Annotated in this window: 13 protein-coding genes; 7 read left to right on the forward strand and 6 right to left on the reverse strand. The window is 65.4% G+C overall.

Features of this window, described 5'->3' with window-relative positions; genetic code table 11:
* Window positions 1-70 precede the first annotated feature (70 nt).
* The gene (recG, locus tag G342_RS0102545) at window positions 71-2,179 is read right to left on the reverse strand and encodes an ATP-dependent DNA helicase RecG (protein ID WP_018181534.1); all 2,109 of its coding nucleotides are present in this window, start codon (window positions 2,177-2,179) and stop codon (window positions 71-73) included.
* A 101-nt stretch (window positions 2,180-2,280) separates the two neighbouring features.
* Between recG and G342_RS0102550 the strand changes: the two genes are divergently transcribed.
* The 3 genes from G342_RS0102550 to G342_RS0102560 are packed head-to-tail and all read left to right on the forward strand — an operon-like array spanning window position 2,281 to window position 5,149.
* Window positions 2,281-3,198 carry a class I SAM-dependent methyltransferase gene (locus G342_RS0102550; protein WP_018181535.1) on the forward strand — a complete coding sequence of 306 codons (918 nt, stop codon included), beginning with the start codon at window positions 2,281-2,283 and terminating at the stop codon, window positions 3,196-3,198.
* Entirely contained in the window at window positions 3,195-3,956 is a 762-nt protein-coding gene (locus tag G342_RS0102555) for a pseudouridine synthase (protein ID WP_018181536.1), read from the forward strand. The genes G342_RS0102550 and G342_RS0102555 overlap by 4 nt, the downstream gene beginning before the upstream one ends.
* Window positions 3,953-5,149: a BaiN/RdsA family NAD(P)/FAD-dependent oxidoreductase gene (locus G342_RS0102560; RefSeq protein WP_018181537.1), complete on the forward strand. Its 1,197-nt coding sequence runs from the start codon at window positions 3,953-3,955 to the stop codon at window positions 5,147-5,149. The genes G342_RS0102555 and G342_RS0102560 overlap by 4 nt, the downstream gene beginning before the upstream one ends.
* Window positions 5,150-5,168: 19 nt before the next feature.
* Here the strand turns inward: G342_RS0102560 and gfa are convergent, their stop codons facing one another.
* The 4 genes from gfa to rplM all read right to left on the reverse strand — a co-directional run bounded on the left by gfa (window position 5,169) and on the right by rplM (window position 7,930).
* The gene (gene gfa / locus G342_RS0102565; RefSeq protein ID WP_018181538.1) at window positions 5,169-5,744 is read right to left on the reverse strand and encodes an S-(hydroxymethyl)glutathione synthase; all 576 of its coding nucleotides are present in this window, start codon (window positions 5,742-5,744) and stop codon (window positions 5,169-5,171) included.
* A 147-nt stretch (window positions 5,745-5,891) separates the two neighbouring features.
* The gene (gene argC, locus G342_RS0102570) at window positions 5,892-6,842 is read right to left on the reverse strand and encodes an N-acetyl-gamma-glutamyl-phosphate reductase (RefSeq protein WP_018181539.1); all 951 of its coding nucleotides are present in this window, start codon (window positions 6,840-6,842) and stop codon (window positions 5,892-5,894) included.
* A 150-nt stretch (window positions 6,843-6,992) separates the two neighbouring features.
* On the reverse strand, window positions 6,993-7,463 hold the full coding sequence (gene rpsI, locus G342_RS0102575; RefSeq protein WP_018181540.1) for a 30S ribosomal protein S9: 471 nt from the start codon (window positions 7,461-7,463) through the stop codon (window positions 6,993-6,995).
* A gap of 2 nt (window positions 7,464-7,465) precedes the next feature.
* The gene (rplM, locus tag G342_RS0102580) at window positions 7,466-7,930 is read right to left on the reverse strand and encodes a 50S ribosomal protein L13 (protein ID WP_018181541.1); all 465 of its coding nucleotides are present in this window, start codon (window positions 7,928-7,930) and stop codon (window positions 7,466-7,468) included.
* Window positions 7,931-8,587: 657 nt separating this feature from the next.
* On the opposite strand from rplM, the gene G342_RS0102590 reads away from it, so the two are divergent.
* The 4 genes from G342_RS0102590 (at window position 8,588) to G342_RS0102605 (ending at window position 11,723) form a co-directional block, all read left to right on the forward strand.
* A complete protein-coding gene (locus G342_RS0102590) occupies window positions 8,588-9,037 on the forward strand; it encodes a VOC family protein (protein ID WP_018181543.1) in 450 nt (149 codons plus the stop codon).
* Entirely contained in the window at window positions 9,034-9,843 is an 810-nt protein-coding gene (locus tag G342_RS0102595) for an SH3 domain-containing protein (protein WP_018181544.1), read from the forward strand. The genes G342_RS0102590 and G342_RS0102595 overlap by 4 nt, the downstream gene beginning before the upstream one ends.
* 4 nt (window positions 9,844-9,847) lie before the next feature.
* On the forward strand, window positions 9,848-10,276 hold the full coding sequence (locus G342_RS0102600) for a CoA-binding protein (protein ID WP_018181545.1): 429 nt from the start codon (window positions 9,848-9,850) through the stop codon (window positions 10,274-10,276).
* Between the two features lie 160 nt (window positions 10,277-10,436).
* The gene (locus G342_RS0102605) at window positions 10,437-11,723 is read left to right on the forward strand and encodes an O-acetylhomoserine aminocarboxypropyltransferase (protein WP_018181546.1); all 1,287 of its coding nucleotides are present in this window, start codon (window positions 10,437-10,439) and stop codon (window positions 11,721-11,723) included.
* A 227-nt stretch (window positions 11,724-11,950) separates the two neighbouring features.
* Here G342_RS0102605 and G342_RS0102610 read toward each other — a convergent pair whose 3' ends face one another.
* Window positions 11,951-13,783: a PHA/PHB synthase family protein gene (locus G342_RS0102610; protein ID WP_018181547.1), complete on the reverse strand. Its 1,833-nt coding sequence runs from the start codon at window positions 13,781-13,783 to the stop codon at window positions 11,951-11,953.
* Window positions 13,784-13,878: the final 95 nt, after the last annotated feature.

Below are 13,878 nucleotides of genomic sequence, written 5' to 3' on the forward strand. Positions count from 1 at the left end.
AGGTGCCATTTTCCTTGTGGTGAGGGTTCCATAGTCCGGCGCATCGCCGAAATCATCCCTCCAGATCGCCTCAGCCGGCGCGCAGCAGCTTGATCGCCTCGTCGCGGCCGAAGAGATAGAGCAGGAGTTGCAGCGCCTTGCCGCGCGGCGATTGCAGGGCCGGGTCCATCTCGACGATCAGGCGGGCGTCGTCGCGGGCGATCTCCAGCAGGTTCGCATGATGCTCAAAGCGGGCGATCTTGAAGCCCGGTGTGCCGGATTGGCGCGTGCCGAGCAGCTCGCCCTCGCCGCGCAGGCGAAGATCTTCCTCGGCGATGCGGAAGCCGTCCTCGGTGTCGCGCATGATGGCGAGGCGGTCATGCGCGACCTCGCCGAGCGGTCCCTTGTAGAGCAGCAGGCAGGTAGAGGCCTTCGAGCCGCGGCCGACGCGGCCGCGCAGCTGGTGCAACTGCGCGAGGCCGAAGCGTTCGGCATGCTCGATCACCATGATGGTCGCGTCGGGGACGTCGACGCCGACCTCGATCACCGTCGTGGCGACGAGGATGCGTGTCTCGCCGCGCTGAAAGCGCTGCATCGCCTCGTCCTTCTCGGCCGCCTTCATCCGGCCGTGCACGAGGCCGACGACGGGGCCGAGCGCCCGTTGCAGATCGACGAAGCGATCCTCCGCGGCGGCGGCGTCGACTTCCTCCGATTCCTCGACCAGCGGGCAGACCCAATAGGCCTTGGCGCCGTCGGCAATCGCGGCGCGGATGCGCTCCACCACCTGATCGAGCCGTTCGAGCGGCACGGTGCGGGTCTCGATCGGCTGGCGGCCGGCCGGCTTGTCCGGCAGCTTCGAGACGTCCATGTCGCCAAAGGCGGTCAGCACGAGCGTGCGCGGGATCGGCGTCGCCGTCATGACGAGGATGTCGGTGGCGGCGCCCTTGGCCGAGAGGGCGAGGCGCTGATGCACGCCGAAGCGGTGCTGCTCGTCGACGATGGCGAGCGCCAGGTCGCGGAACTCGACACCGGCCTGGAATACGGCATGTGTGCCGACGACCAAGTCGATGCTGCCGTCGTCGAGGCCGGCCAGAATGTCGGCCCGCTCGCGGCCCTTCTCGCGGCCTGTCAGGATCGCCATGCGGATGCCGGCGGCCTCGGCCAGCGGCTGTAGCGTTTTTGCGTGCTGGCGAGCCAGCAGTTCGGTCGGCGCCATCAGCGCCGCCTGGCTGCCGGCCTCGATCACGGTCGCCGCCGCCATCAGGCCGACCATCGTCTTGCCCGAGCCGACATCGCCCTGCAGAAGCCGCAGCATGCGTTCGTCCGAGGCGAGGTCCTTCTCGATCTCGGTGATGGCAGCCTGCTGGCTGCCGGTCAGTGTGAAAGGCAGGGCGGCGAGGATGGCGCGCCGCATCCGCCCGTCGCCGATCCGCGCCCGGCCGGTGGCGCGGCGCAGATTGGCGCGCGTCAGCATCAGGGCGAGCTGGTTGGCGAGGAATTCGTCATAGGCGAGGCGGCTGATTGCTGGCCCCTCGGGCGCAAGCTCCGCCGGTGTCGCTGGCGCGTGTACGGTCTCGAGCGAAGCCTTGAAGCTCGTCCAGCGCTGGCGCGACATCAGCGTCGGGTCCTGCCATTCCGGCAGGTTGGGCAGGCTGTCGAGCGCGCCGCGCATGGCGCGACCGAGCGTCTTGCGGGCGAGGCCGGCCGTCATCGGATAGACCGGCTCGACCATCGGCAATTGCTCGAACGCCTCGCGGTCGACGATATGGTCGGGATGGACCATTTGCGGCCGGCCGTTGAACCATTCGACCTTGCCGCTGATGAAGCGCGTCTCGCCGACCGGCATGGTGCGTTCGAGGAAATTCTGTTCGGCGCGGAAGAATACCAGCGCGATCTCGCCGGTCTCATCATGCGCCATGACGCGGTAGGGTACGCGCTTGTTACCGCGCGGGGCGGGCAAATGGCGGTCGATGCGGACTTCCAGCGTGACGATGGCGCCTTCGGGCGACAATGCGATGCCCGGCTGGTTGCGGCGGTCGATCAGGCCGACGGGGATATGCAGGAGCAGATCCGCGACGCGCGGCGGTTCCGGCGCGTCGCCGCCGACGAGCAGGCGGCCCATGGCTTCGCCGATCTTCGGGCCAACGCCGGCAAGGCTGGTGACGGGACGGAACAGCGGATTCAGGATTTCCGGACGCATCGGGGCATGATTCTCCTCGGCCGGAGATTAGAACGTCCCGCCAGCCTTTCACCATGGCGAAGGGCAGGGTAGGAACAGCACAAAATGTGCATGAGAGACCGATGACTGAAGAAGCAACAACCGGCGTCTATGGCAACCCTCCGGCGGAACTGGCCGAAGTTCCCCGCGGCGCGGTCCAGTTTTCGCCGCTCCTTCCCGGCAGCGCCGCGCTCGAGCGTCGCGACGACGCCTCGCTTGCCGCCATGGTCATGCTGGCGCCGCCCGGCACCATCGAGCGCCGGCACGACGTCGCCCAGGCGCTGCGTGCGTTGCAGCCGGGTGGACGGCTGACGGTGCTGGCGCCGAAGGACAAGGGTGGCTCGCGCCTCGCCAAGGAACTGAAGGCCTTTGGCTGCGATTTCGAGGAGACGGCGCTGCGCCATCACCGCATCTGCGTCGCGACGCGGCCGGACGATCTCGCGGCCGCCCGCCAAGCGATCGCCGAGGGCGCGCCGCGGATGGTCGAGGAGACCGGGCTCTGGTCGCAGCCGGGCGTGTTCTCGTGGAACCGCGTCGATCCGGGCAGCGCGCTGTTGCTCAAGCATCTGCCGCAACTCTCCGGCCGGGGGGCCGATCTTGGTTGCGGCGTCGGTTATCTGGCGCGGACTGTGCTCGCCATGCCGGGAGTCGAAGCGCTCACCATGGTCGATATCGATCGCCGCGCCGTCGAGGCGGCGGCGAAGAACATCACCGACCCGCGCGCCACCATCCATTGGGCGGATGTCCGCAAGGCAGGCAGTTTCCCCGAGAATCTCGACTTCATCGTCATGAACCCGCCCTTCCATGACGGCGGTGCCGAGGATCGTTCGCTAGGCCAGTCTTTTGTCCGGCGCGCGGCGGAAAGCCTGCGCAAGGGTGGTCGCTGCTGGCTCACCGCCAACCGGCACCTGCCCTACGAGGACCATCTGAAGGCGCTGTTTTCCCGCGCGACGCTGATCGTCGAGGCGGACGGCTTCAAGATCTACGAGGCGCGCAAATGAGCAAGCCCGGCGGCAAGCAGCCCTTCCCGTCCGCGCGGCTCGACCGGTTGCTCGCCAATCTCGGTTATGGCTCGCGCCGCGAGGTGCAGGGCCTGATCCAGGGCGGCCGCGTCATCCTCGACGGTGAGGCGGAGACGGATCCGAGCCAGCATGTCTATGTGAAGCCCGATCTGGCGACCCGCATGACGGTCGCGGGCGAGCCGCTCGATCCGCCGCCGGGGCTGGCGCTGATGATCCACAAGCCGCTCGGCGTCACCTGTTCGCACAAGGAGACCGGTGCGCTGATCTATTCGCTGCTGCCCGAGCGCTGGCGCCGTCGCGATCCGGTGATCTCGACGGTCGGCCGGCTCGACAAGGAGACATCGGGCCTGCTGCTGATGACCGATGACGGCGCGCTGCTCCACCGGATCATCTCGCCGCGCCATCATGTGCCGAAGCGCTATCAGGTGACGCTCGACCGGCCGCTCAACGGCGACGAGGCGGCGACCTTCGCTGCCGGCGGGCTGATGCTGGAAGGCGACGACAAGCCGCTGCTGCCGGCCGAGATGGAAACCTCCGGCCCCAAGCAGGCGACGCTGACGCTGCATGAGGGGCGCTATCATCAGGTCCGCCGCATGTTCGCCGCCGTCGGCAACCACGTCGTGGCGCTGCATCGCGACCGCATCGGCCTGCTCGACCTGCCGGCCGATCTGGAACCCGGCGCGTACCGGCTGCTGACGCCGGCCGATATCGAGCAGGTGTTCGGAGCTTCGACGTGACGGCATCTTCTTCGAACTTCTTCGACGTCGTCGTGATCGGCGCCGGCGCCGCCGGCATGATGTGCGCCCTCGAGGCGGGCAAGCGCGGCCGCTCCGTGCTGATTATCGATCACTCGCCCTCGGCCGGCGACAAGATCCGCATTTCGGGCGGCGGCCGCTGCAATTTCACCAACACCAATACCGCGCCGAAGAACTTCCTGTCGCAGAACCCGCGCTTCTGCATCTCGGCGCTCTCCCGATACACGCAGCACGATTTCATCAAGCTCGTGGAAAGCTACGGCATCGCCTATCACGAGAAGACGCTGGGCCAGCTGTTCTGCGACGGTTCGGCCAAGCAGATCATCGAGATGCTGGTGGCGGAGATGCGCCGCCATGGCGTCGAGATGCGGCTGGGCACGGCGGTGAAGCGCGTCGAGCATCGCGTCGATGGCGGCTTTCGGATCGCGATGGCGTCCGGCGACGTCGTCTGCCGCTCGCTGGTGATCGCCAGCGGCGGCAAGTCGATCCCCAAGATGGGCGCTACCGGCTTTGGCTATGAAATTGCCGAACAGTTCGGCCTGAAACTGGTCGAAACCCGGCCGGGCCTCGTGCCACTGACCTTCGATCCCGCCATGCTGGAGCGGCTGGCGCCGCTTTCCGGCATCGCGGTCGACGCCGTCGCCAAGCATGGCAAGACCAGCTTCGCCGAGGCGATGCTGTTCACCCATCGCGGCCTGTCGGGCCCTGCGATCCTGCAGATCTCGTCCTATTGGCGGGAGGGCGACGAGATCACGCTCGCCATGCTGCCGGGAACCGACGTTTTCGCGGCGCTCAAGGCGGCCAAGGCCGATCGCGGCAAGCAGGCGCTCGGCACCGTGCTGGCGACGCTGCTGCCGAAACGGCTGGCGCAACTGATCGCCGAGGAGGAGAAGGGGCCGGGCAATCTCGCCGATCTCTCCGACAAGGCGCTGCGCCGGATCGAGGCGGCCATCAACGCCTGGCGCGTCAAGCCGCTCGGATCGGAAGGCTATCGCACGGCCGAAGTGACGCTTGGCGGCGTCGACACCAACGAACTCGATTCGAAGACGATGGAGGCCAAGCACGTGCCCGGCCTCTATTTCATCGGCGAGGTCGTCGACGTCACCGGCTGGCTCGGCGGCTACAATTTCCAGTGGGCCTGGTCGTCCGGCTGGGTGGCGGGGCAGGCGGCTTGACGCCGTCCTGCCTATCCTGTCAGTCCTTTAGAACCCCGGACTTTCGCGCCGCGAAGATCGATAGCGCGTCCATCAGCGTCGGCGACAGGCAGTCATAGGGCCGGAGCCCGAGTTGGCGCAGGCGGGCGCGGATGCCGTCCATGCGATCGGGTTTCACGCCGCCCTCGATCACCGACGAGATGAAGGCGCCGAACTGCGGCGCCTGCCAGCCCTCTTCGCGCGACAGTTCCGGATGCAGGAAGGTGAGCCCCCTGAAGGCGTGGTCCTTCTCGACCGGGCCCTTCATGTGGACGCCGCAGACCGTGCAGGCATGGCACAGGATGGTGGCGGCCGGATTGACGACAGCGAGCTTGTCGGCGTTGGCGACCACCGTGACATGATCCGTCGGCGCGACGGCGACGATCGACAGGATCGCGCCTTCCGGCTTCCAGCACTGGGTGCAGCCGCAGGCGTGGTTGTGGGCGATCTGTCCCTTGACCTCGACCTTCACGGGCCGGTCGAGGCAGTGGCAGACGAGCGTGCCACCGGCGAAATCGTCGGCCCCCGGCTGGAAGCCCTTGTCGATGGCGGGATGAAGAAGGACCGCTTCTGGCATTTCGAGTTCCCTCCGATCGTCCATCCCGGTTTGTCCCGGGTCTGCGCAAAGGTAGCGCTGACGCATCGTCAAGGGAATTGGGGCAATGCCTTTCCGGACGGGCAGGGGGGCGCGGACCGCTCGGGTCCGCGCCGCATTCCGTCGAGCTCAGTTCAGGCCGCTGGCCTCGTCGAGGCCGAGAACCAGGTTGAGGTTCTGCACGGCGGCGCCCGAGGCGCCCTTGCCGAGATTGTCCAGCAGGGCGACGAGGCGGGCCTGGCCGGCGCCTTCGGTGCCGAAGGTGAAGAGCTTCATCCGGTTGGTGCTGTTCAGCCCTTCGGGATCGAGCCCGGTCATCGCGCCGCTCTCGGCGAGATCCGCCACCGTGACGAAGCGCTCGCCCGCGTAGTGAGCCGAGAGAGCCTCGTTGAGGGCGGCCAGCGTCGGCTTGCCGGGGATCAGGTCCAGATGCAGGGGGATCTCGACGATCATGCCCTGCGCATAGCGGCCGACGGCCGGCGCGAAGATCGGGCGCAGGTCGAGCTGGCCATGCTTCTGGATCTCCGGCACATGCTTGTGCTGCAGGGGCAGCGCATAGATGCGGAAATTCTCGTGCGTGTAATTCGCGGCGTTCGGGTCCTCGAACTCGGCGATCATCGACTTGCCGCCGCCGGAATAGCCGGAGACCGCATTGATCGTGACCGGCCAGTTGGTGGGCAGCAGGCCGGCCGAAACCAGCGGCCGCAGCAGCGCGATCGCACCGGTCGCGTAGCAGCCGGGATTGGAGATCCGCGTCGAGGCGGCGATCTTCGCCCGCTGCGCCTTGTCGAGCTCCGCGAAGCCATAGGTCCAGTCGGCCGCGGTCCGATAGGCGGTCGAGGCGTCGATCACCTTGACCTTGTCGTTAGCGATCAGGCTGACGGCTTCCTTGGCTGCCGCGTCGGGCAGGCAGAGGATGACGGCGTCGGCGCTGTTCAGCAGTTCGGCCCTGGCAGCCGTCTCCTTGCGACGCTCGGGTGCGATCGACAGCAGCTGGATGTCGTCGCGGCCTTCCAGCCGCTGGCGGATCTGCAGACCCGTCGTGCCGGCTTCGCCGTCGATGAAGACCGTGGATACCATGGCTCGCCTCCGTTCAGGCTCAGGAGATGGGGGCTCTCGCGCCACCCGCAAGGATTTCGCGATCGTGAAATCGCGACAGGACGAAAAGCATAGAAAAAGGGCGCTGCGGTTGCCCGAAGCGCCCCTTCGAAAACGTCGCGTAGACGCCGATTAGCGCTTCGAGAACTGGAAGCTGCGGCGGGCCTTGGCGTGGCCGTACTTCTTGCGCTCGACGACACGGCTGTCGCGGGTCAGGAAGCCGCCCTTCTTGAGGACGCCGCGCAGCTCGGGCTCGTAGTAGGTCAGAGCCTTGGAGATACCATGACGCAGCGCACCGGCCTGGCCAGACAGACCGCCACCGGAAACCGTGGCGTTGATGTCGTACTGGTCATTGCGGGCAGCGACGCCGATCGGCTGCTGAACGAGCATCTGCAGAACCGGGCGAGCGAAGTAGCCGCGGAATTCCTTGCCGTTCACGGTGATCTTGCCGGTGCCCGGCTTGATCCAGACGCGGGCGATCGCGTTCTTGCGCTTGCCGGTCGCGTAGGCGCGGCCCTGGGCGTCGAGCTTCTGCACATGGACAGGTGCCGCGTTCTCGGACGAGATGACGGCGAGGTCCTGGAGGGACTGGAGATCAGCCATGTTCAGGCAATCCTCTTGTTCTTGGCATTCAGGGCGCCGACGTCGAGCACTTCCGGCTGCTGAGCCTCATGCGGATGCTGCGAGCCGCCATAGACGCGGAGGTTCTTCAGCTGGCGACGGCCGAGCGGACCCTCGGGGATCATGCGCTCGATGGCCTTTTCCAGAACGCGCTCGGGGAACTTGCCCTCGATGATCTGGCGCGGGCTGCGCTCCTTGATGCCGCCGACGTAGCCGGTGTGCCAGTAGTACCGCTTGTCGGTGTACTTGGCGCCGGTGAAGACGCACTTCTCGGCATTGATGATGATGACGTTGTCGCCATCGTCAACGTGCGGCGTGAAGCTGGCCTTGTGCTTGCCACGAAGGCGGTTCGCCACGATGCTGGCGAGGCGGCCAACGACCAGCCCTTCAGCGTCGATCAGAATCCACTTCTTCACGACATCCGCCGGCTTGGTGGAAATTGTGCTCATTGTTGAACTCGTTTTCTCGTGCCCCGATCGGGCAGGATTAGCGGCAACAGGACACGGGGTCCCGTCGATCGTGCCGGTGTGTAACCTGCGCCACAGATTCCGTCAAGCAGAGCTAGAATGGCGGTGTTCTGAATTGCATAACAAATTCAGCATCTTACGAATACGGTATTATTATACCAATACGGATTGACCGTTTCCTGCGCGGTTGCTCGGGCGCGACAGGCCTGCCGCGTGGCAAAGGCCGGTGGTCAGGCCGCTCCGGGACTTGCGGGATAGTGCGCCGCCTGCCAAGCATGGTGCGAGAATGGCCCGGCGGAAATCTCCGGTTGCGCGGGTCGGTAAACTGAAAATTGGGGCACGCATTATGTATGAAGTTTGGAAGCACCCGCTGTTCCGGGTGGCCGTGGTTGTCGTGCTGCTCGTGGCGGCGCTCGCCTTCGCTTTCCTGATCGGAGCCGAGTAGGGCATTCGGCCGCAAGCCGACGCCACACTGGCGGAGCCCCTTGATCAGACTGCTCTGCCGCGCCGATTTCTGTCGTTCTGGACCGAAGGGTCTGGCGTCCGAAGCGCGGCTGGCAGTGGATCGGGGAGACGGGCCCCTGTACCCGGGCGGACGATCCGCTATGCTGCCGGCCGGATTGTGACGGGGAAGACAAGATGACGAATACAGGCCTCGCACCAAGGCTCAGCATCGTGACGCTTGGTGTCGCCAACGTACCGAAAGCCCGCGCATTCTATGAGGCGCTCGGCTGGCAGGCATCTTCGGCCAGCCAGGAGGCGATCACGTTTTTCCAGCTCTCCGGTGTGGTTCTGGCGCTTTTCCAGCGCAATGCCCTTGCCGATGACGCCAATGTGGCGCCGGCCGGGGACGGCTTCCGGGCGGTGACGCTTGCGCATAATGTACAAAGCGAGGCGGAGGTCGATGCGGCTCTCGCCCATGCCGTCAATTGCGGCGCCCGTCTGGTGAAGGAGGCGACCAAGGTGTTTTGGGGCGGCTATTCCGGCTATTTCGCCGATCCGGATGGCCATCTCTGGGAAGTGGCCTACAATCCGTTCCTGCCGTTTGACGAGGCGGGGCGGCCCGTTCTTCCGGGACCGCAATCATGAAGAAACTCCTTCTTGCTTCCGTCGCCTGCGCGGCGACGCTCTTCTTGGCATCGGGTGCGTTCGCGGCCGAGGAGCCGCAGCCGAAGCCTTACGAGGCCATCACGGTCACCTATGACAATGCGGGAACCGATGATCCGGAGCTGACGGCCCTGATCGCAACTCTCAAGAAGGCGATCGCGGTCGCCGACATCGGAACGCTCAAGGCCAGCGCCGCGCCAGAGGTCAAGATCTATTCGCCGATGATCGGCTTCCCGGACGCGACACCGCCCGACGCCTTGTCGGACCCGGAGAAGCGCCCCGGCGAGGAGCGGCTGGATACGGCCGCCGCCCTGACCTCCACCGGCGATGTCGACTACAGCCGCGAAGACCTCGACGGCCTCGTCGTCGATTTGTTCGGCAATGCGCTGGACCAGGGCACTGTGGGCCATTCGAAGATTGCCAGGGGCGAGATCTGCTCGCCGGCCGAGCCGATCTTCGATCGGGACAAGGCGCTTGCCATTGCGGACGCCGCCGGCGTGCCCGCCGGCAATCTCTGGATCCTGTCCGAGGACACCGAGTTCCGCGAGAAGCCGGCCGAGTCCGCGCCGGTTCTGACCACGTTGAAGGAGGGGACGATCGTTCCCTTCCTGGAGGGCTCGGTCGAAGGCGAGGACGGCGATGCCGACTGGTATTCGGTCGCTCTGCCGTCGGGCAAGACCGGCTATGCCGCGAACGACATCTCGCGCGGCTTTCAGGCGACCAGCGTCTGCTACGGCAAGGTCGACGGCAAATGGGCCGTTACCGCTGTCATCGTTCCGGGGCTCTGACGGCATGAACCACGATCGCTACGACGACAGCTATCTTCGCCAGATCCTGACGGAGACGCGGACCATCGCGGTGATCGGTGCCAGCCCCAATCCGGCGCGGCCGAGCCACGGTGTGCTTGGCTATCTGACGGCGTCGGGATACGAGACCTATCCGATCAATCCGGGCATTGCCGGCCGTGAACTGTTCGGCCGCACGGTCTACGCCCGGCTCGCCGACGTGCCGGTTCCCATCGATATGGTCGACGTATTCCGCAATTCCGGCGCGATCGCGGGCGTCGTCGACGAGATCCTGGCGCTGCCGATCCTGCCCAAGGTGATGTGGCTGCAACTCGACATCCGCAACGATGCCGAGGCGGCGCGGCTGGAGGCGCGCGGGGTTCGCGTTGTCATGGACCGTTGCCCGGCCATCGAGCGGCCACGGCTCCTTGGTTGAGCGGCCCCTGAGCTGCAATTCGCGGCTGTTGCGGCCGGATGAGAAATGAATGCTCGCCAAGGCGGGATGTTGGCGAAACGATTGCTGCCGCGCGACGCGGCGTCAGGCTATCGATGGATGGCCAAAAGATAATCCAACAATGACGATGGAGGAGACTCGAATGTCCGAAGACAGGCTGCCCGGTTTCGCAACGCTCGCCGTTCATGCCGGCGCGCAACCCGATCCGACCACGGGCGCGCGCATCACGCCGATCTATCAGACGAGTTCCTTCGTCTTCGAGAATGTCGACCATGCCGCGTCGCTGTTCGGTCTGCAGGCCTTCGGCAACATCTATACCCGCATCACCAATCCGACCACGGCCGTGCTCGAAGAGCGCGTCGCCGCCCTCGAGGGAGGCACCGCCGCGCTCGCCGTTGCCTCCGGCCACGCCGCGCAGCTGCTGGTCTTCCACACGCTGCTGCAGCCCGGCGATGAGTTCATTGCCTCCAGCAAGCTCTATGGCGGCTCGATCAACCAGTTCAACCATTCGTTCAAGAGCTTCGGCTGGAACGTCGTCTGGGCCGATCCCGACGATATCGGCTCGTTCGAGCGCGCCATCACGCCAAAGACCAAGGCGATCTTCATCGAATCGATCGCCAATCCGGGCGGCATCATCGTCGACATCGCCGCCATCGCCGCGGTGGCGAAGCGCGCCGGCGTGCCGCTGATCGTCGATAACACGCTCGCGACGCCGTATCTCTGCAAGCCGTTCGACCATGGCGCGGACATCGTCGTGCATTCGCTGACCAAGTTCCTCGGCGGCCACGGCAATTCGATGGGCGGTGTCATCGTCGACGGCGGCCGCTTCAACTGGACCCGCGAGGCGCGCTATCCGAAGCTGTCGCAGCCGTTGCCGGAGTATAACGGCGTCGTTCTCGCCGAGACCTTCGGCAATTTCGCCTTCGCCATCGCCTGCCGTGTGCTCGGCCTGCGCGATCTCGGACCGGCGATCTCGCCGCAGAACTCGTTCCTGATCCTGACCGGCATCGAGACGCTGCCGCTGCGCATGCAGAAGCATTCGGACAATGCCCGCGCCGTGGCCGAATATCTCATCGACCATCCGGCCGTCGACTGGGTCAGCTATGCCGGCCTGCCGGGCGATCGCTACCACAATCTCGCCCGCCGCTACGTGCCCAAGGGCGCCGGCGCGGTGCTGACCTTCGGCCTGAAGGGCGGCTATGATGCCGGCGTCAAGGTCGTCTCGTCGGTCAAGCTGTTCTCGCATCTCGCCAATATCGGCGACACGCGCTCGCTGATCATCCACCCGGCCTCGACGACGCACCGCCAGCTGAACGACGAGCAGAAGATCAAGGCCGGCGCCGGTCCGGACGTCGTCCGCCTGTCGGTCGGCATCGAGGACAAGGAAGACATCATCGCCGATCTCGAGCAGGCGCTCGCCGGCATCTGATCCGGGTCCGTCTTTAAGGCCTTAGCAAAACCCTCTCCCGCAAGCGGGAGAGGGAGTTCTGCGGATTGGTCGGTCCTTTGGGCCTTTCTCGATTCAGTCCTCTGAGCCTGACGCGGTCTTGATGGCGTTGCCGGAAATGACGCATCCGTTCTGACGGACGCAGGCTGAAAGCCCTCGACCGCTTGCGGGCGAGGGTTGGGTGGGGGCTCTTCCTTCGCCGGCGATGGCTACGACGTGACCTTCACATAGCTTCCCGGTGCGTCCTCGATCGGCTTGATCTTGCGGCCGCCTACGACGCGCGCCTTCACGCGGCGGTCGTCCTGCGCCGTGATCCAGGCCTGCCAATGCGGCCACCAGGAGCCAGGGTGCTCCTCGGCCTTGGCGACCCAGGCATCCAGGCCGTCGCCCTGCGGGGCAGGGCCTGTCCAGTACTGGTATTTTCCACGCGAAGGCGGGTTGATCACGCCGGCGATATGGCCGGATCCCGCCAGCACGAACGTCACCGGACCGCCGAAGAAGGACGAGCCGTAGAATACCGAGCGCGGCGGCGCGATGTGGTCGTCGCGGGTGGCCAGATTGTAGATCGGGATCGTGATGTCGCCGAGCGACAGCGCTTTGCCGTCGACCGACAGCTCACCCTCGGCCAGCTTGTTGTCGAGATAGCAGTTGCGCAAATAGAAGGAATGGTTCGCGGCCGGCATCCGCGTCGCGTCCGAGTTCCAGTAGAGCAGGTCGAACGGGATCGGTTCCTTGCCGCGGAAATAATTGTTCACGACATAGGACCAGATCAGTTCGTTCGAGCGCAGCATATTGAAGGAGGCGGTCATGTTCTTCCCCTCCAGATAGCCGCGCACGCTCATCTTCTTCTCGACGGCCTCGATCTGCTCCTCGTCGATGAACACCTTCAGATCGCCGGCATGGGTGAAGTCGACCTGGGTGGCGAACAGCGTCGTCGAGGCGATCCGGGTGTCGCCGACATTGGCCATGTAGGCGAGGGTGTAGGAGAGCAGGGTGCCGCCGACGCAATAGCCGATCGCGTTGATCTCGTCCTCGCCTGTGATGGTCTCGATCGTATCGAGCGATTCGAGGATGCCCTCTTTCATGTAGTGCTCGAAGCTCTTGTCCGCCTGCGCCTCGCCCGGATTGATCCAGGAGATCACGAAGACGGTGTGCCCTTGCTCCACCGCCCATTTGACGAAGGATTTTTCCGGGTTGAGGTCGAGGATGTAGAACTTGTTGATCCAGGGCGGGACGATCAGCAGCGGGCGCTTGAGGACATCCTTGGTCGAAGCCTTGTACTGGATCAGCTGGCAGACATCGTTCTGCAGGACCACCTTGCCGGGCGACAGCGCCAGGTTCTTGCCGATGGCGAAATGCGACGTGTCGGACTGGCGAATCCGTAATTCGCCGTCGCCGGCCGCGATGTCCTCGGCCAGCATGTCCATGCCGCGGACGAGGTTCTCGGCGCTCGAATCGAGCGTGTCGCGCAGGATCTCTGGGTTTGTGAACAGGAAGTTGGACGGCGCCACCGCGTTGGCGATCTGGCGGACGTAGAAGCCGGCCTTCAGGCGGATATGCGGGTCGAGATCGACGGCGCCCTCGACCATCTCCTCGGCCCAGCGCGCCGTGATCAGGTAGAACTGCTTCAGGAAATCGAAGAACTGATTCTCCGACCATTGCGGGTCCTTGAAGCGCTTGTCGCGCGGGTCTGCTTCGATCACCGGCGCCACGGCGAGGCCGGACATTCGCTGCATCATGCTCGTCCAGAGCGCGAAATATTTGGCGTAAAGCTTTGATTGCGCTTGGATACTTCGGCCCGGCTCTGCCGTCCAATATTCGACGATCTTGGCCAGGGTGCGGATGATCTCGGCGATCTCGTCGGTGGTGTCCGGCGACAGCCGTCCATCCTCGCGCGACTTCAGGAACGCATTGGCGGCCCGCGTCATCCCCTCGATCATGCGGGCGATGTTCTGGGCGAATTTCTCGGGATCTTTGACGACGAGGCTGATCGGGGTGCCGTTGGCGGTGTCCTTGTCCTTGCCGGTTTTGTCGTTGGCCATCGCTTCCCCGAACGCATTATGTGGTCGGCTAGGCGGCACTGCTTTCCCCGACGCGCAGAGTGTAATAGTTTCGCGCGCAGAGCGATACGATGCGC

Origin of the sequence: Kaistia granuli DSM 23481 (assembly GCF_000380505.1) — a bacterium.
Classification (GTDB): Bacteria; Pseudomonadota; Alphaproteobacteria; order Rhizobiales; family Kaistiaceae; genus Kaistia; species Kaistia granuli.